Source organism: Vibrio panuliri (assembly GCF_009938205.1).
GTDB classification, from domain to species: domain Bacteria; phylum Pseudomonadota; class Gammaproteobacteria; order Enterobacterales; family Vibrionaceae; genus Vibrio; species Vibrio panuliri.
On record NZ_AP019654.1, the window covers coordinates 87694 to 105142 of the forward strand.

Consider the following 17449-nt stretch of genomic DNA (forward strand, 5'->3'; position numbering starts at 1 on the left):
AGAGAACTATCCTTTGAGGAGTAAAAAGTGAAGCATTGGCTTAAAAAAAGCGCATGGTTATTGGCGGCTATGTTGGTCGCCTCTCCGATGGCAACCGCGAGTGAATACAGTGCCAGTTTTAAAGGTACCGATATTCAAGAGTTCATCAATATCGTTGGTCGTAATCTAGAGAAAACCATCATTGTTGATCCATCTGTGCGCGGCAAAATTGATGTTCGTAGCTATGACACCTTGAGTGAAGATCAGTACTACAGCTTCTTTCTTAATGTCCTAGAAGTGTATGGTTACGCCGTTGTTGAAATGGACAATGGCGTACTTAAAGTCATCAAATCAAAAGATGCTAAGACTTCTGCGATTCCAGTTGTGGGTGATGGTAACGTCAAAGGTGACGAAGTCGTCACTCGCGTGGTCGCCGTTCGTAATGTCTCAGTACGTGAGTTGTCGCCTCTATTACGCCAGCTCAATGACAATGCTGGTGCAGGTAACGTTGTGCATTACGACCCTGCCAATATTATTTTGATTACAGGGCGAGCAGCGGTTGTGAATCGCTTAGCCGATATCATCAAGCGCGTAGACCAAGCGGGTGATAAAGAGATTGAGTTGGTTGAGCTAAAGAATGCCTCAGCGGCCGAAATGGTGCGTATTGTGGATGCGCTGAACAAGAGCAGTGAAAATAAAAATACTCCAGAGTTCTTGCAGCCTAAGTTGGTGGCGGATGACCGTACTAACTCGGTTCTAATTTCAGGTGACCCACAGGTGCGTACGCGTCTGCGTAAGCTGATCCAACAACTGGATGTTGAGATGGCAACCAAAGGTAATAACCAAGTGGTTTACCTAAAATACGCCAAAGCGGAAGACTTAGTGGATGTGCTTAAGGGCGTGTCTGATAACCTCCAAGCAGAGAAAACTTCTGGGGCGAAAAATACTCGTTCATCAAATAATGAAGTGGTTATTGCCGCACATGCTTCCACCAACGCATTGGTGATCACGGCACCACCGTCGATTATGGCTGCACTGCAAAATGTGATTGCTCAGCTTGATATTCGTCGTGCCCAAGTGTTGATTGAGGCCTTGATTGTTGAGATGGCGGAGGGTGATGGTATCAACCTTGGCGTTCAATGGGGTTCTCTTGAGACGGGCGCGGTTATTCAGTATGGCAATACTCAAGCGCCGATTGGGAATGTGTTGGTTGGCTTAGAAGAAGCAAAAGATCAAACGCGCACGGAATATTACACGGATAACAATGGTAACCGCAGACCCTATGAAGTGACGGAATCAGGTGACTACAGCACGTTGGCTTCGGCATTAAAAGGGGTGAATGGTGCGGCAGTAAGCCTAGTGATGGGTGACTGGACCGCATTATTGACAGCGGTGTCGAGTGACTCTAACTCTAACATTCTATCCTCGCCAAGCATTACCGTGATGGATAACGGCGAAGCGTCGTTTATTGTTGGTGAAGAGGTGCCTGTTTTGACTGGTTCAGCGGCGGGTTCAAATAACGACAACCCGTTCCAAACCGTTGATCGTAAAGAGGTTGGCATTAAGCTTAAAGTCGTGCCACAAATTAACGAAGGTAACTCTGTTCAACTTAATATCGAACAAGAAGTCTCAAACGTGCTTGGGGCAAATGGTGCGGTGGACGTGCGGTTTGCTAAGCGCCAGTTGAATACATCCGTGATAGTTGAAGATGGTCAAATGATCGTTTTAGGTGGTTTGATTGATGAGCGCGCGTTGGAAAGTGAATCGAAAGTTCCTTTGCTGGGGGATATTCCCGTATTGGGTCACCTGTTTAAATCAACCAGTACTCAGGTTGAGAAGAAAAACCTCATGGTGTTTATCAAGCCAACCATTATTCGCGATGGTGTGACAGCTGATGGTATCACCCAGCGTAAGTACAACTTTATCCGTGCAGAGCAATTGTATAAGTCTGAGCAAGGTTTGAAGTTGATGGATGACAGTCATATTCCAGTATTGCCAGAGTTTGGTCAGGATCGCCAGCACCCAGCTGAAATCCAAGCCTTTATCGATCAAATGGAAAGCAAGTAATGATGGGGATGCCGCGAGTGATGCCTCAGCGCCGTTTGCCGTTTAGCTTTGCTAAGCGTTTTAATCTCGTACTTGAGCGGGAGTCATCCAGAGTGACACTCTATTATGTCGCACCATTAGCAATAGAGGCATTGCTAGAGGTGCGTCGAGTGGTATCGGCGGACTTTGTTTTACAAGCAGTAAGTAGCGATGAGTTTGAGAGAAAGCTGACAGAGGTTTATCAGCGTGACTCTTCTGAAGCGCGGCAGTTGATGGAAGATATCGGCGCAGATAGTGATGATTTCTTCTCTCTGGCTGAAGATCTTCCCCATGATGAAGATTTGCTGGAATCAGAAGATGATGCGCCGATTATCAAGCTGATCAACGCCATGCTCGGTGAAGCGATCAAAGAGGGTGCATCTGATATCCATATCGAGACTTTCGAAAAGAGTTTGCTGATTCGTTTTCGCGTCGACGGCGTGTTACGAGATGTGCTGTCGCCAAGTCGCAAACTTGCGCCACTGTTGGTTTCGCGCGTTAAGGTTATGGCTCGCCTTGATATTGCAGAAAAGCGCGTACCTCAAGATGGTCGTATTTCGCTACGGATTGGTGGTCGAGCGGTGGATGTGCGCGTGTCGACGATGCCATCATCACATGGTGAACGAGTGGTGATGCGTCTGTTAGATAAAAATGCAACGCGCCTTGATTTGCATAGCTTGGGCATGAAAACCAACACTTATCAGCATTTCCATACCATGATTGAGCGACCGCATGGCATCATCTTGGTGACAGGACCAACAGGTTCCGGTAAATCCACCACCTTGTACGCAGGTCTGCAAGAGCTCAATAGTGATGAACGCAATATTCTAACGGTTGAAGACCCAATTGAGTTTGATATTGATGGCATTGGTCAAACACAAGTAAACCCTAAAGTAGACATGACGTTTGCCCGTGGCTTGCGCGCCATTTTACGTCAAGACCCGGATGTGGTTATGGTCGGTGAGATCCGCGACTTGGAAACCGCTCAGATTGCGGTGCAAGCTTCGTTGACCGGTCACCTAGTGATGTCGACATTACACACCAATACTGCGATAGGTGCGATTACCCGTCTGCGCGATATGGGCATTGAACCTTTCTTGATTTCGTCCTCACTACTTGGGGTGTTAGCGCAACGTTTGGTGCGCACCCTATGTTCATGTAAGCAGCCTTATCAAGCGGATAGCGCGCAGAAAGCCTTGTTTGGTTTAACCGCTGACGATGAACTGACCTTATATAAACCTGCAGGTTGCGATAGATGTAGCGGTAAAGGTTATCGTGGTCGTTCAGGTATTTATGAGCTACTGGTAGTGGATGAGCAAGTTCAAGAGTTGATTCACAATGAAGCGGGTGAACAAGCCATCGAGAGAGCGATTCGCGCTAAAACGCCTGCGATTCGTGACGACGGCTTAGAGAAAGTGCGCCAAGGTATCACCTCCCTTGAGGAAGTGATGCGCGTGACTAAGGAAGGCTAATGGCGGCGTTTGAATACAAAGCCCTCAATGCGCAAGGCAAATCTCAAAAAGGTGTGCTTGAGGGGGATAATGCCCGACAGGTACGCAGCCGACTCAAAGAGCAAGGCTTAGTACCGATTGATGTCGTGCCGACGCGAGCAAAAAGTAGTAAAGAAAACGTGTCATCAGCTCAGGCGGCGATGACGTTTAAACGTGGTTTAAGCACACCTGATTTAGCTCTGATCACGCGCCAACTCTCCACGTTAGTCCAATCAGGCATGCCACTTGAAGAGTGTTTACGGGCGGTTTCAGAGCAATCAGAGAAAGCACGAATTCGCACTATGCTATTAGCGGTTCGGGCGAAAGTCGTTGAAGGGCATACGCTAGCAGATGGCCTGGCAGATTACCCTCATATCTTTGATGAGCTTTTTCGCTCAATGGTTGCGGCGGGTGAAAAATCCGGTCACTTAGACAATGTATTAGAGCGCTTGGCGGACTATGCAGAGAATCGACAAAAGATGCGTAGCAAACTTCAGCAAGCTCTGATCTACCCCGTGGTGCTGGTGGTGTTTGCGATCAGTATTGTGGCATTTTTGCTCGCTTCGGTGGTGCCTAAAATTGTTGGCCAGTTTGTGCAAATGGGACAGGCTTTGCCTTTTTCTACTCAGGTATTGATTGCTGCCAGCGAGTTCGTGCAAAACTGGTGGATGCATATTGCGCTGGGCATTATTGCGTTTACCTACCTGTGTCGTTTTGCCCTGACTAAAGCGAGTGTTCGTTTGAGTTGGGATCGTAAAGTGATTGGTATGCCAGTGATTGGTAAAATCGCACGGGGGCTAAATACGGCTCGTTTTGCTCGCACATTGTCGATTTGTACATCGAGTGCGATTCCCATTCTGGAAGGGATGCGGGTAGCGATTGACGTGATGTCGAATCAGTATGTCAAACAGCAGGTGCTGCACGCCGCCGATCGTGTGCGTGAAGGGGCGAGCTTGCGTAAATCACTTGAGCAAACCAAATTGTTTCCGCCAATGATGCTGCATATGATTGCTTCTGGAGAACAGAGTGGTGAACTGGAAGGGATGCTAACGCGTGCCGCCGATAACCAAGATGCCAACTTCGAATCCATGGTGAATATTTCACTCGGGATTTTTACCCCGATTGTGATCGCCCTGATGGCTGGTTTGGTGTTGTTTATCGTGATGGCGACCATGATGCCTATTTTGGAAATGAATAATTTAATGAGTGGTTAATCCACTCAGCGCCGTTGTGTTATTGGAGAATAGAATGAAACACCAACGCAATAAAAAGCAGTCTGGCTTTACCTTGTTAGAACTGATGGTTGTGGTTGTTATCCTTGCGATATTAGCAAGTGTGGTTGCGCCCAACTTGCTGGGTAGTAAAGACACGGCTTCACAGAAAAAAGCCGCCATTGATATTAAGAGCCTAGAGACAGCTTTAGATACCTATCGTTTGAATCACAACGTCTATCCAACGACAGACCAAGGGCTAGAAGCATTGGTTACTGAACCAAGTAACCCAACACCGAAGAACTACCCGAAAGAGGGGTATATTAAGCGTCTACCGCAAGACCCTTGGGGTAACGACTATCAGTACTTGAGCCCTGGCGATAAAGGGACGATCGATATTTTTTCACTTGGTGCCGATGGGCAAGAAGGTGGTGAAGATATCAATGCCGATATTGGTAACTGGAATCTCGAAGACTTCCTTTAATATTTTGACAATCTTGTGGCGACCTTGGTCGCCACTTCTAGCTTAACGTAGTGTGTGATGCCAAAGAATCAAGGTTTTACCTTAATAGAAGTGTTGCTGGTGGTTGCCTTACTGGCAATAACAGTGACCTCGGTTGTGTTGAGCTTACCGAATAACGAGCGAGATGAGGCAAAGCATCAAGCGAATGCATTGTGGCATCGTTTGCAGTTGCTCAACGAAGAAGCACTGCTGAGCGGACGCGATTTTGGTTTACGTGTTGAGCAAGAAAAAGGGATTTATTATTTACAACAACGCGAGGCAGATGGTTGGCAACCGCTCGAACTCGACCGGATTCCTGACCACACGCAACTGGCAGAAGGTGTCAAGTTAGCGCTCAGTTTGGGCGGTTCGATTTGGCAAGATCGCGAACGTTTATTTAACTCTGATTCGCTGTTCGATCAAACCATGTTTGCTGAATTTGAGCAGCAGAAACGACTGCCTCCACCGCAGGTGTTTTTTCTATCAAGTGGTGAAGTCACGCCATTCTCTATTGCTATTTATCCTCAAGATACACAGCTTGAGCAGTCTGCTTGGCAGGTAGTGGCAAAAGAAAATGGGCAAATTATTCTGCTCGCGCCGGGAGAGCAAGATGAAGCGCAATAATCGAGGATTAACGCTGCTGGAAGTGCTGGTTGCATTGGCGATTTTTGCGCTGTCTGCGATGGCGCTAATTCGCTCGGTAGGGCAACACATCAATACGTTAAGTTTAATGGAAGACAAAACGTTTGCAGCAATGGTTGCCGATAATCAAATCGCATTAGTCATGCTCAACCCTAAAGGGTTAAGTAAACGGTCGGGCAAAGAGCAATTGGCGCAACGTGATTGGTATTGGACCATCACCCCAGTCTCTACCCAGCAAGGCTTGATTCGTGCGTTTGATGTAGAGGTGGCTCGTGAAGCAAAAGGTGAAGCGATTGTCTCGGTGAGAAGTTATGTACCGAACTAATCCTATATTTCCATCAGCCCAGCGATTGGCTCGCGTGAAATCGCGTTGGTCTGGATTTACATTAATTGAAGTGCTGATTGCGATGGCGATTTTTGCCTTTCTGGCGATTGGGGCGCAGCAGGTACTGAGCCAAGTGTATCGCAGTAATGATATCTCTCAGCAACGCAGTGATCGAATGAAAACCTTGCAACGCGCTTTGGTTTTTATGGATAACGATTTCCGCCAAATCGCTTTACGTCACATGCGCACTAATGGTGAAGAACCCAGTAGAAAACTGATTGCTTGGGGGGAGTACCTGCTCGATTCTGAACAAAATGGGGTGATGTTTGCTCGTAGTGGTTGGCATAATCCCGCCGCTCAGTTTCCTCGAGGAGAGGTGACCAAGGTGGGTTATCGAATTAGGGCAGGTGTGTTGGAGCGAGTTTGGTGGCATTACGTTGATACACCGACGGGGCAGCAAGGGGCCGTTATGCCGCTTATTGATCAAGTTGAGCGGTTTGAGATGCGTTTTTATGATGGTCAGCAATGGCGTAACGTATGGGATAAAAACGACACCTTGCCGCAAGCTGTTGAAGTGGCGTTGACCTTGCAGGATTACGGGAAAATTAGACGTATCTATCTGACCGGCGGTGGACAAATTAGTCTGGAGAGCAGTGATGAGAGCTAAACAAGGTGGCGTTGCCTTGCTGGTTGTACTGCTAATTCTAGCAATGATGACGGCGGTTGCCGCAACCATGTCTGAGCGACTCTTTGGGCAGTTTAAGCGTTCGATGAATCAAGTTAATTATCAGCAGGCTTACTGGTATGCCATTGGGGCAGAAGCTTTGGCGGTTGAGGGTATTAAACAAAGTTATAAAGATAGTGACACGGTGAACCTGTCTCAGCCTTGGGCCATTGCTGAGCAAAATTTTCCGCTGGATTATGGCACGTTGAAAGGCAAGCTCATTGATCGTCAGGCATGCTTTAACCTCAATGCGTTGGTGGATACTAAGCCGCTAGGTGACTCACAGTCAGCGCCTTACTTAGTGACTGTGTTGCAAGATTTATTGACTGAGATCGATGTGGATAGTTATGTGGCTGAAATTGTGGCTCACTCCACGTGGGAATTTGTGGATAGCAACAGTGTGGTGAACTCTGTTACAGGTGTGGAAGACAGTACCTATGAGGCGATGTCTCCAGATTATATGACCGCAAACAGCGTATTAGCCGATGAAAGCGAGTTACGAGCGATTAATCAGGTATCGGGTGAAGTGATGCATAAAATACGTCCATATGTGTGCGCGATACCGACCTCTGAATTTCGTCTTAATGTGAATACATTGAAACCTGAACAGTCGGCACTTTTGGTGGCAATGTTTGCTAAGCAACTGAGTGAAAGTGACGCTAAAGGCGTGCTAGAAAACCGTCCATTTGATGGTTGGAGTAGTACCGATGAGTTTTTGTCTGAGTCGCCAATCGCCGCGTTGAGCGATGCGGTAAAAAATCAGGCGAAAGGCTATCTAACAGTCGATAGTCGTTATTTTGAATTGGATGCACAAGTAGTCGTTGAGCAATCGCGTGTGCGAGTACGCAGCTTACTATTTAGTGCCAATCGAGAAACTGCAACGGTGATAAGCCGTCGCTTTGGAGGAATCGGTGAGCGAGTACCTAATCGTTCGACTGAGCAATAATCAGCAAGCCAGTAAGCCTTGGCTTGTGTGGTCAGAGAGCCAGCAAGAAGTTATCGCCAGTGGTGAACTGAGTGCGGCTCAAGCACTGACCGAAATAGAAAATTACGCCCAGCAGCGCCCGACCATCGTGTTGCTCAATAGCGCTGATGTGTTGTTAAAACAAGTCACTATCCCTGCCGGTGGTGCAAGACAGTTCAGCCATATGCTGCCATATCTGATTGAAGATGATGTCGCACAGGATGTGGATGAACTGCATATTTCGATTTTAGCCAAACACGCTGATCACGCATTTGTTGCTGCGGTCGACAAAGCATGGCTAGCGGAGCAGTTGTCGATCCTGAGTGATGCAGGCTTTATCGTGACCAAAGTGATGCCAGATGCATTGGCATTACCAGATATAGAGGGCATCAGCGCGGCTGAACTGGCGGGACAATGGTTACTAAAACGAGCACCGTTTCAGGCTATCTCAGTTGAAAGCGCTTGGTTGGGCTTGGTTGCACAATCGGATTGGGCCAAAACGGATCAGCAGTGGCTTAGCTTGCAAGCTTACACTCCACTACCTGAGCTTGAACTAGCGCAAGATCAGCACTGGTCACAGGCGGAACCTCAATTAGTGATGCAGTTGCTTGCGACACAAGCAATCAAGAGTAAAGTCAACTTACTGACCGGCAGTTTTAAACCTAAGTCCTCTTTGGTTAAATACCTTAAAGTGTGGCGTAAAGCCGCGATTGCAGCTGGTGTGCTATTGGCTGTGCTGCTGGCACAGAACCTGATTCATTCTTCGCAAGCTCAGCGTCAAGCTGACCTTTATCGTGCCGAGAGTGAACGTATTTTCCGCACCGTGTTGGCAAAGAGTAGAATTCCAACCACCAGTTACTTAAAACGTGAATTAGACAGTGAAGTGAAGCGTCTATCCGGTGGTGACTCTCAAGCATCTATTTTGCAATGGATGGTGAAACTACCTAATGCCTTGAAGAGCATGCCCAACTTTGAAATGACAGGATTGACCTTTGATAGCAACCGTGAAGAGATTAAGCTTCAAGCTCGCAGCAATGACTTTCAAGCCTTTGAACAAGCTCGCACCCAACTGGAGCAAGTATTTGTGGTTGAGCAAGGTCAATTGAGTAAATCGGGTGATTTCGTCGTTGGTAGTTTTGTTTTGAAGCAGCAGTGAGGAGACGCAGATGAAAAATTTATTAAGCTCGCTGCAAGTTTGGTGGTATCGCATTACACCACGAGAGCAACGTTTAGTCCTCGTCGGGAGTGTTGTTCTTGGTTTTGGGTTGCTCTATTGGGGAATTTATCAACCCGTTGCTCAGCGCGCAGAGCAAGCCCAATTGGCGCTCAATAGTGAAAAACAACTATTAAGTTGGGTGCAAGATAAAGCTGATCAAATTATCGAGCTGCGTGGTAGTGGTGCTAAAGCGATTTCACCGTTGCCTTTGAATCAAGCCATCCCATCTTCAGCGCGTCGCTTCAATGTTGAAATGGTACGAGTGCAACCACGTGGCAATGAAATGCAAGTGTGGGTTCAGCCTCTACCATTCAATCAACTTGTAAGCTGGATTGAGTATATGCAAACACATCATGGGATTGAGGTACTGTTTCTAGATATTGATAAAAGTAACCGAGCCGGTGTGGTTGAGGTTAAACGTCTGCAATTACGCAAAGGATAGCCGAGTGAAATCACGACTGTTATTGATATCGATTGTGCTTATAACATTTTTAGTTAGTGCCGTTGTTCATCTGCCTATTCAAGCATTGCTGGCTTATGCTCCGCTGCCTGCACAGCTGCGGATTTCAGGAGCCAGTGGCTCTCTATGGCAAGGTCAAGTCCAGCAGGTGCAGTGGCAGCGCTACAACCTTGGTCAAGTCTCATGGCAGTTACAACCGAGCAAACTCTTGGCGGGTAAGGTACAAGCGAACGTGCGTTTGGGACAAGGGAATCCTTGGAAGCTGAGAGCGCGTGGTGTAGTTGGGTATGGTTTACAAGGCGCTTATGCTGAAAACGTTATTGCGTCGCTTCCTGCAACAGAAGCGCTTAAGTTTTCGCCGCCATTGCCAGTGCCTTTGACATTAACAGGGCAATTGGAGTTGAGCCTGCAATCTTGGCAGTATGCAGCACCTTATTGTCGTTCCGGTCATGGTCAACTGGTTTGGAATACAGATACGGTGACTACTCCGTTGGCAGACTTAAGATTGGGGCCAGTTGTCGCAGAGTTTTCTTGTCAGGAGAGCATCATTGATGTGACTGGTGAGCAGCAGAGTGAGCAGGTGCAAAGTGCGTTTAGTGCACAACTCAATGCAAAGCGCGAGTACACCGCCAGCGCGTGGTTTAGCCCACAGGCAGAGATGCCAGAAGCATTGCGCGAATCGCTTAAGTGGTTACCTCAACCCAATAGTCAAGGCCGCTACCAGTTTAGCTATCGCGGTCGGATGTAGCTTTTAATCACGCTTTATTGTTGAGTACATTCTGACAACTGGCGATATTATGGGGATGCTGCACAGTTTCCTTTTATTGTTTTTTTTATAATTATATGTCTTTGTCGTACAGTCTTTCGAATAGCACACTCCTATGATTACGCTTGCAAATCTGGTCAATTCCTTTGGCCCATTTTTTGAACTGTTGGATGTCCCAATAGCAATTATCGACACCAACGGTACATACATTTATTACAATGAGGCCAGTGCGCAAATTGACCAAATCCCAAGGCAAGAAGCAATGGGAGCCAATATTCTTAGTCTTTATAAGGATATGGATGCGGATTCTAGTACGATGATGCAAGCCGTAACGCACGGAGCAGAATACCGTTCTTGTACTCAAATTTACTACAACAAGTATGGCAATAAGGTTGAGTACGTTCATTCTACTTCGCCGATCTATGATGATGCTGGCAGTATTATTGGGGCGATAGAAATTGGCTTAAGCAAGAATATTTCTCAGCGCATGACGAAAGAAGTTAATGCGCTTATCCGCACTCTTTCTCGCCACAATAAAACGGGCAACTCCTTACCTATTATTCATCGCTCTAAGCAAATGGCGAATTTGGTTAAACAAGCGACTCGCATAGCTGCGCAAGATGTACCGGTGATGATTTACGGGGCAACTGGCACTGGTAAAGAGTTGTTTGCGCATCTTATTCACGACAATAGTGAACGTCGAGACAAGCCATTTATTGCGGTTAATTGTGCGGCAATTCCCGAGAATCTCATTGAGAGTATGATGTTTGGTACGGAGAAAGGGGCTTATACCGGCGCTGAGAAAAAGCTCGGCTACATCGAAATGGCAGAAGGCGGCACATTGTTTTTGGATGAGTTAAACTCTTTAAATATTGATATGCAACCCAAGTTGTTACGCTACTTACAAGATCGTTCATACTGGCGTTTAGGTGGTAGTAAAGAGCGTAACTCTAACGTTAGGGTGATTGCAGCAGTCAATGAGGCTCCGACACAACTAGTAAGTGAAGGAAGGTTAAGAGAAGACTTGTTTTACCGTCTTTGTGTTGGCTTTATCACTATTCCCAGTCTCTATGAACGAAAAGAAGATATCGTTTTATTGGCTGAGTATTTTATTGAGAAATACCAACCAAGTCTTAACCATATGATTACGGGTATTGCGCCAGAAACGAAGTTACTACTTGAATCGATGGCATGGGACGGAAACGTACGTATGTTGGAAAATACCATCATACGAAGTTTGATTTTTCAGGATATGCCAGGTTTATTATTGCCTTCAAGCATAAACACCATTGATATATCTTTGCCACGCGAAGAACCTATTAGTGTAGAGTCATCGCCGACGATTTCTTTTACTGATGAAGATACTCATTGTTCATCGAATGCTTCCATGAGCAATACACCTGTGAATCTTGATGAAGCGGTTAAATTTTATGAACGCAATATTATCGTACGTGCGTTAAACCGTAATCGTGGCTGTCTATCAAAAGCTGCTCGTGAATTGGGTGTACATCGCTCAACGTTGCAGTACAAAGTTGAGCGGCACAAAATAGAAACGCTTAATTTCTAATTGTTACTTAGGCGGTGGACTTGTGGGCTTCGTTTTCAACAATTTGGCTAACGTTACTACGCTGCCAAAAGAAGTAGCAAATCGATAAAAATGCCACTAATACTAATTCGGCCAGTAAAATCATCACGCCGTTCTTGGCAAACCATAATCCCACAATACTGATCGCATTGAGCGCCATTGCTAGTAAAGGTAGCCAAGGAAAGCAAGGAGCCCGATAGTACAGCGGGTATTGAGGATAGAGCCCTGCTTGTTTAGCTTTACGAAAACGATAGTGACACAGCGCTATGCAGAACCAAGCCAGGCATCCCACTTGTCCAGTGCTAGCAATCAGGAGCAAATAGAGCTGTTTGGGTGCAATATAGGCGCTTATTAGCGCCACAGAGGCAATTGCTGCGGTAAATAAGACCGCATAGTAAGGGCTACCGACGCGACTAGTTTGTGAGAAAAGTTGTGGCGCTATTTTGTCTTTGGACATTGACCAAAGCAAACGTGAACTTGCGTACAGGGCAGAGCTACTTGCGGAAAAGCCACATATCACTATGACAAATTGCATGATTACGTCGGCATTGGCGATACCCATTTGAGCGAAAACCCAAACAAATGGACTAATAGCGGCTTGCGCGCCAGGAGGGTAGACAAACACCAGCATCATCGTAGTAAGAATATAGAATAAGAAGACACGGATAATTAGCATTTTAATGATTTTGTTCATTGAAGCGCCTTTGTCTTCAGCCTCACCCGCTAAGGTGCCAATGATTTCTACTCCCTGAAAGGCATAGGTTACAGTAGACATACTGGCGAGGATGCCAATAATGCCATTGGGTAGGCGGCTTCGCTCATCCATGATACTACTTTGCGAAATGGAGTCGACATCACCAAAAATGATACACAGACATGCGATTAGAAAGGCGATAATCGTGACGATCTTTAGGGAAGCGAATAAGGTTTCACTTTCACCGTAAGCGTTGACCGTGTAGAGGTGGACAGAGCATATAAAGAGTAATATCAAACCAATATAAACGGATGTTGATATATTAGGGAAGAGGTTATTCAACGTCATTGAAGTAGCAGTAAGATCAGCTGAGATGGTTAACACCCAACTTAACCAATACAGCCAGCCTATCATGTAAGACCAATAAGGCCTTTTAAATAATACACGTATATAGTGCTGAAATGAGCCGGAATGAGGCATCGCGCTGCTGAGCTCGCCTAAGCTCAGCATGGTAAGCAGCATGATGATTCCTGCTATAGTATATGCGATAGGTGTGCCAAGGCTTCCTGCAATATCGAGTGGGGAAGAGATACCAACAAATAACCCTGTACCTATGGTGCCACCAATAGAGATCATCATCAGATGGCGCATGTTTAATTTTTTCCCCAACTCGTCTGCCATTACATCAACTCCTTTTGTGACCTAATCTTCGGTAAACAGATATTCGACACCAGTGGTCTGGCATGCCATCAGCAGCGCTGTATAGTCGAGCTCAAATTTAATGTGATCACCCACTTTAAGTGTTTGTTGGCAATCCTCAATGTCTACTAACGTATGGTCACTAGTTTGGCCTAATAACTTGATTGAGTCGTCACATGGATGGCACCCATCATACGGGACATCTTGTAGACCAAACGCAAGTAAAGCACGTTTACGGGTACCATGATCTTCAAACTCTTTGGTTTTCAGAAAGGCATCCACGCCGAGTTCACCAACGGGTACTGTTGGTTTTGCATTGAGTTCAATAATTTCAGCGGAAAGGATATACATATCAGAGCATGCTAGGCCGACATCTTTTTTTGAGTGGTGGTAATTGTCGAGATATTTCATCTCAACGTATTCGATACCAAACTCCTGTAGACCGCCAAGACGAAGGTGATCTAGGCCTACAGGCCAAATACCCTTGTCAATTAGGTGGTAGCTTGTACAGTTACCCGCAGATGCCAACGGGATTGGTTGACCACGATCATGTTCTAAGCGAGATTTGATGCGTTTTAGCATTTCACCATTTGTTACGGTTGGTAATACGGTGCCGTAACAGTTGAAGTTCGAACCAATACCGTAGAGATAAAGATTATCGAGTGACTCAATAAGGTTGATTAGCTCAAGGATTTGCTCATAGTGTTCAAACCATACCCCTTCGCGTAAATCGCCCAAATCAATCATCAACAATACACCGTGTTGGCGATCTTGCTTTTTCGCTTCTGCAGATAAAGCTCGAATAACGGTTTCTTCACTATTTAAGCTTAAGTCTGCTAAGCGAATAACATCCTCAATCTCGCTCAATACAGGACTACGGAGTAGACATTTTAGGCAGTCGATGTGTTTAATTTTTTCTAGGTTGTAAACACGGGATTCAGCAACAACTTGAACACCGCCATCAACGACGGCTTGGGCTGTTTGTGGACAACCATTAAACACTTTGTTTACGGCCATCATTGAGACGCCTGACTCACCAAGATCTTTGATCGCGGCTTGAGTGTTTTCTTTTAGCTTACGGGTATTAATTGTTAGTGTAGGTTTATACATAAAGACTCCTTAACAAGGGAGAAGCAAAGCTTCCCCCCAATAACATTACGCATTAACTTTTTTCTTGAACGAGAGCGTGCTCATGGGATGAATTGCGTTTCTGGCCACGGTTATACAGCACCACTGAGAAGATGATAGCGACAGCTGCACCACCAAAGATTTGCGCAGTATCCAGCCAGAAGTTACCCATTGCGATGCCTTCTGGTGGGATGAATAGAATCGCAATCGCAAAGATGATTGAAGCTAGGCCCATGCCTGAAATTATGTAAGGCAGAACTTTGCCTGGAATTTCAAATGAACGATGAACATCCATGCGAGTTTTACGCAGTACCATGTATGCAGAGAACATCAACAGGTAAGGCACGAAGTAACACACGGTCGTCATCGCAGAAAGAATCCAATAAGCACCTTCAAGTGATTCACTTAAAAATGATGAGAAACACATGATGGTCACCAGAATCGCCTGAATAATCATGGCCATGTAAGGAGTGTCATGTTCAGGGTGCATTCTTACCGCAATACTATTTGGAGCAAGGATATTTGCTTCCGTTGCAGCCTCTTGGAACATGTAGATCGGGCCAACCAGCCATGAGTTAATTTGACCAATTGCACCAAAGAACAAGCAGCCACCGATGACGCCTGATAGCCATGGAACACCCAGCTCTTTACTCGCAAAATCAATTGATTGGCTAATGCCTGACACGACGTTCAGTTGGTTTGCAGGGAAGATGGTGTTAATTGCAATAGTTGCCAACGTGTAGATACCGACAATCAACAATGATGCGATGATCATTGAGCGAGGGAAATCTCGCTGTGGGTTTTTCATTCGCCCTGCTACCATGCCTGTGACTTCTAAGCCAGCAAAAGCAAACATTGCAGAGGATGCTAATACAATATTAGAAAGCTTGGAGAAATCAGGGATAAAGCTTGCTGTTTCAGAGATGTAATCGGTTTGCATTGGGCGGCCGGAAACTAGCCAGTAAATTGCGACTAAGCCGATGATGGCTGCTGGAATGAAAATACCTAAATACACCGAGAGGCTATTGACGATATTCGTGAACTTTAGGCCTCGCACGTTAATCAGCGTTAACACCCAGAAAATTACCGCTGAGCCGACACCAATAAACACTTTGTTCTCAGCAATTTCTGGTGATAGTAGGTTTCCGCTTACCGCTGCAAAACCAAATTGCAGCATTAATGGGAAAAACACTACACAAGAAAACAGGAAGCAAACGGTCGAAACCCAACCGATGCGAGCGCCAAAAGCTTCTTTTACCCACACAAAGATACCACCGTCTTTTGGCCAACCGGTGGCAAGTTCGCCACATACCATAGATAGTGGAATAATCATAAATAATGCGGCAACTAGCCAAATAGCAATAGCTGATGGACCATAGCCCGCAACCATAGGAATAGAACGCAAAGCTAGTACAGCGGCGACTGCCATAAATACGGCTTCTTTCGTTCCCATTAAATTTTTATTTTCTGACATAACAACGTCCTTATACTTTCAAAGACCCCGCGCAATGCTCGGGGTCAATTGATGAGGATTAGTAGATATCTTGACCTACGATGTCTTCATAAGTGTCTTCTCGACGGATTAGACGGTCAGTGCCATCTTTATCAATCATCACAACGGCTGTACGAGGACGGTTGTTGTATACAGTTTGGCTTTCGATGGTGTATGCACCAGCATCTAGGAATACCATTACATCGCCAATTTCAGTGTCGTGAGGTACGGCAAAGAACTCATCTTTAACACCAACGTGGAAGTAGTCACCACCATCACATAGAGGACCTGCTAGTTTCACGTATTTGTCGTGCTTCGCTGCTACTTTTGATGCATTGAATACGTAGAAGAACCAGCTAAAGTGTTGGCTATCAGACAGTTGGCTGTAACCAGCATCAACGAATGTCCAATCAACTAGTTGTTCAACGTTGCCGTCTAAATCGTAGAAAGTTTTGGTTTTTTCACATGAAACTTCAGTAAGAAGAACTGCGGCAGAACCTACAACTTTACGGCCTGGTTCAATGACGATTGCGATATCCTCGCGCCATTTGTGTACTTCAGAAATGATAGCGTCAGCAAAGTCTTGCGACGTGATACCTGCGTACATGTTGTCTTCTAGTGGGTTGCCGTTTTCTTCGTCGTACTTGTATGGTGTTGGGATACCACCACCAACGTTAATTAGTTCGAATTGGATGCCTAGTTTTTCTTCTAAGCGACGACACTCGTCCACCATAACTTTAGTTGCTTTAGCAAATGGTTCAGCTTCTGGTACTTGGTCGCCTACGTGCATGTGTAGACCTTTTAGAGAAACAAAAGGCATTTCCAGAATACGACGACAAGTCTCTTCTGCTTGTTCTAGGTCTAGACCGGATTTTGCGTGGTAAGCGGTCACAAGTTCAGCGTGAGTGGCTGATGGTACGTTAGGTTCAACGCGCACACACACGTTAGCTACTTTTTCTAGGCGACGAGAAATTGCATCGATATGGTCTAACTCGTAAATACTATCTACGTTGATTAGGTATAGGTCGTTTGCGATTGCGAACTCTAGATCTACAGGCTTTTTAACTACGCCGTTGAATACGATTTGTGAACCTGGAAAGCCAACTTCAAGGCATTTGCGTACTTCGTACATAGAGTTTGCTTCTGCGTAAATGCCAGCGTCTTTAATTGCTTTTAGTACTGACATTACAGAGCATGCTTTTGATGCAAAGAAGGTTTTTGTATTTTTGTGCGCAGAGAATGCAGCAGCAATTTCACGAATATTACGGACGATCTCATGCTCAGAGTAAACATATAGAGGTGTACCGTATTTTTTAGCCAGCGATTCTAGTTCTACGCCTTCGAAATGAAGCTTGTTATTGATAGTTTTAAATCGACGGTCAGTGTCGATAATTTTTTCGCGTTGAAGGTTGAAGTTGTTCATTTCAAAATCAGACATTTTTATATTCCTTTCTAAAGTTCGTCTTGTGACATTTCCTATAGAGCAG

The 17449-nt window shown here is 45.7% G+C and carries 16 protein-coding genes; 12 read left to right on the plus strand and 4 right to left on the minus strand.

The features are described from left to right. The first annotated feature begins 27 nt into the window (after positions 1-27). From gspD to GZK95_RS00455, 12 genes are all read left to right on the plus strand, one after another. Positions 28-2046, plus strand: coding sequence for a type II secretion system secretin GspD (gspD, locus tag GZK95_RS00400; RefSeq protein ID WP_075710495.1), 2019 nt, complete (start codon positions 28-30; stop codon positions 2044-2046). Between the two features lie 2 nt (positions 2047-2048). Then, a complete protein-coding gene (gene gspE, locus GZK95_RS00405) occupies positions 2049-3536 on the plus strand; it encodes a type II secretion system ATPase GspE (protein WP_404817639.1) in 1488 nt (495 codons plus the stop codon). After that, complete coding sequence (gspF, locus tag GZK95_RS00410) at positions 3536-4768, plus strand: type II secretion system inner membrane protein GspF (protein ID WP_075710499.1); 1233 nt, start codon at positions 3536-3538, stop codon at positions 4766-4768. The genes gspE and gspF overlap by 1 nt, the downstream gene beginning before the upstream one ends. A gap of 34 nt (positions 4769-4802) precedes the next feature. Beyond that, complete coding sequence (gene gspG, locus GZK95_RS00415) at positions 4803-5249, plus strand: type II secretion system major pseudopilin GspG (RefSeq protein ID WP_075710501.1); 447 nt, start codon at positions 4803-4805, stop codon at positions 5247-5249. A 57-nt stretch (positions 5250-5306) separates the two neighbouring features. Beyond that, the gene (gene gspH / locus GZK95_RS00420) at positions 5307-5891 is read left to right on the plus strand and encodes a type II secretion system minor pseudopilin GspH (protein WP_075716009.1); all 585 of its coding nucleotides are present in this window, start codon (positions 5307-5309) and stop codon (positions 5889-5891) included. Beyond that, on the plus strand, positions 5878-6234 hold the full coding sequence (gspI, locus tag GZK95_RS00425; protein ID WP_075716010.1) for a type II secretion system minor pseudopilin GspI: 357 nt from the start codon (positions 5878-5880) through the stop codon (positions 6232-6234). The genes gspH and gspI overlap by 14 nt, the downstream gene beginning before the upstream one ends. Next, positions 6221-6901 carry a type II secretion system minor pseudopilin GspJ gene (gene gspJ / locus GZK95_RS00430; protein ID WP_075716011.1) on the plus strand — a complete coding sequence of 227 codons (681 nt, stop codon included), beginning with the start codon at positions 6221-6223 and terminating at the stop codon, positions 6899-6901. The genes gspI and gspJ overlap by 14 nt, the downstream gene beginning before the upstream one ends. Next, complete coding sequence (gene gspK / locus GZK95_RS00435; RefSeq protein ID WP_075716012.1) at positions 6891-7904, plus strand: type II secretion system minor pseudopilin GspK; 1014 nt, start codon at positions 6891-6893, stop codon at positions 7902-7904. The genes gspJ and gspK overlap by 11 nt, the downstream gene beginning before the upstream one ends. After that, a complete protein-coding gene (gene gspL, locus GZK95_RS00440) occupies positions 7870-9078 on the plus strand; it encodes a type II secretion system protein GspL (protein ID WP_075716013.1) in 1209 nt (402 codons plus the stop codon). Before gspK ends, gspL begins: the two co-directional genes overlap by 35 nt. Before the next feature lie 10 nt (positions 9079-9088). After that, positions 9089-9580 (plus strand): type II secretion system protein M, encoded by a 492-nt coding sequence (locus GZK95_RS00445; RefSeq protein ID WP_075716014.1) that lies wholly within the window; start codon positions 9089-9091, stop codon positions 9578-9580. A 4-nt stretch (positions 9581-9584) separates the two neighbouring features. Next, entirely contained in the window at positions 9585-10346 is a 762-nt protein-coding gene (locus tag GZK95_RS00450; RefSeq protein WP_075716015.1) for a type II secretion system protein N, read from the plus strand. A 133-nt stretch (positions 10347-10479) separates the two neighbouring features. Next, positions 10480-11931, plus strand: coding sequence for a sigma-54 interaction domain-containing protein (locus GZK95_RS00455; protein WP_075716016.1), 1452 nt, complete (start codon positions 10480-10482; stop codon positions 11929-11931). A gap of 7 nt (positions 11932-11938) precedes the next feature. On the opposite strand, the gene GZK95_RS00460 is transcribed toward GZK95_RS00455, so the two are convergent. Genes GZK95_RS00460 through lysA form a run of 4 tightly spaced genes read right to left on the minus strand, consistent with a single transcriptional unit; the run spans position 11939 to position 17400 of the window. Then, positions 11939-13324: an amino acid permease gene (locus GZK95_RS00460; protein ID WP_075716017.1), complete on the minus strand. Its 1386-nt coding sequence runs from the start codon at positions 13322-13324 to the stop codon at positions 11939-11941. 21 nt (positions 13325-13345) lie between these two features. Beyond that, on the minus strand, positions 13346-14452 hold the full coding sequence (locus tag GZK95_RS00465; RefSeq protein WP_075716018.1) for an alanine/ornithine racemase family PLP-dependent enzyme: 1107 nt from the start codon (positions 14450-14452) through the stop codon (positions 13346-13348). 52 nt (positions 14453-14504) lie between these two features. Further along, entirely contained in the window at positions 14505-15944 is a 1440-nt protein-coding gene (locus GZK95_RS00470) for an APC family permease (RefSeq protein WP_075716019.1), read from the minus strand. A 58-nt stretch (positions 15945-16002) separates the two neighbouring features. Beyond that, positions 16003-17400 carry an ornithine/lysine decarboxylase DokD gene (lysA, locus tag GZK95_RS00475; protein ID WP_075716020.1) on the minus strand — a complete coding sequence of 466 codons (1398 nt, stop codon included), beginning with the start codon at positions 17398-17400 and terminating at the stop codon, positions 16003-16005. Between the last annotated feature and the right edge of the window lie 49 nt (positions 17401-17449).

What these genes read in the sequence shown, in the direction of transcription:
- gspE (WP_404817639.1), top strand. Translation starts at nt 2,049, where the DNA reads ATGGGGATGCCGCGAGTGATGCCTCAGCGCCGTTTGCCGTTTAGCTTT.
- gspF (WP_075710499.1), top strand. Translation starts at nt 3,536, where the DNA reads ATGGCGGCGTTTGAATACAAAGCCCTCAATGCGCAAGGCAAATCTCAA.
- gspG (WP_075710501.1), top strand. Translation starts at nt 4,803, where the DNA reads ATGAAACACCAACGCAATAAAAAGCAGTCTGGCTTTACCTTGTTAGAA.
- gspH (WP_075716009.1), top strand. Translation starts at nt 5,307, where the DNA reads ATGCCAAAGAATCAAGGTTTTACCTTAATAGAAGTGTTGCTGGTGGTT.
- gspI (WP_075716010.1), top strand. Translation starts at nt 5,878, where the DNA reads ATGAAGCGCAATAATCGAGGATTAACGCTGCTGGAAGTGCTGGTTGCA.
- gspJ (WP_075716011.1), top strand. Translation starts at nt 6,221, where the DNA reads ATGTACCGAACTAATCCTATATTTCCATCAGCCCAGCGATTGGCTCGC.
- gspK (WP_075716012.1), top strand. Translation starts at nt 6,891, where the DNA reads ATGAGAGCTAAACAAGGTGGCGTTGCCTTGCTGGTTGTACTGCTAATT.
- GZK95_RS00445 (WP_075716014.1), top strand. Translation starts at nt 9,089, where the DNA reads ATGAAAAATTTATTAAGCTCGCTGCAAGTTTGGTGGTATCGCATTACA.
- GZK95_RS00455 (WP_075716016.1), top strand. Translation starts at nt 10,480, where the DNA reads ATGATTACGCTTGCAAATCTGGTCAATTCCTTTGGCCCATTTTTTGAA.
- GZK95_RS00460 (WP_075716017.1), bottom strand. Translation starts at nt 13,324, where the DNA reads ATGGCAGACGAGTTGGGGAAAAAATTAAACATGCGCCATCTGATGATG.
- GZK95_RS00465 (WP_075716018.1), bottom strand. Translation starts at nt 14,452, where the DNA reads ATGTATAAACCTACACTAACAATTAATACCCGTAAGCTAAAAGAAAAC.
- GZK95_RS00470 (WP_075716019.1), bottom strand. Translation starts at nt 15,944, where the DNA reads ATGTCAGAAAATAAAAATTTAATGGGAACGAAAGAAGCCGTATTTATG.
- lysA (WP_075716020.1), bottom strand. Translation starts at nt 17,400, where the DNA reads ATGTCTGATTTTGAAATGAACAACTTCAACCTTCAACGCGAAAAAATT.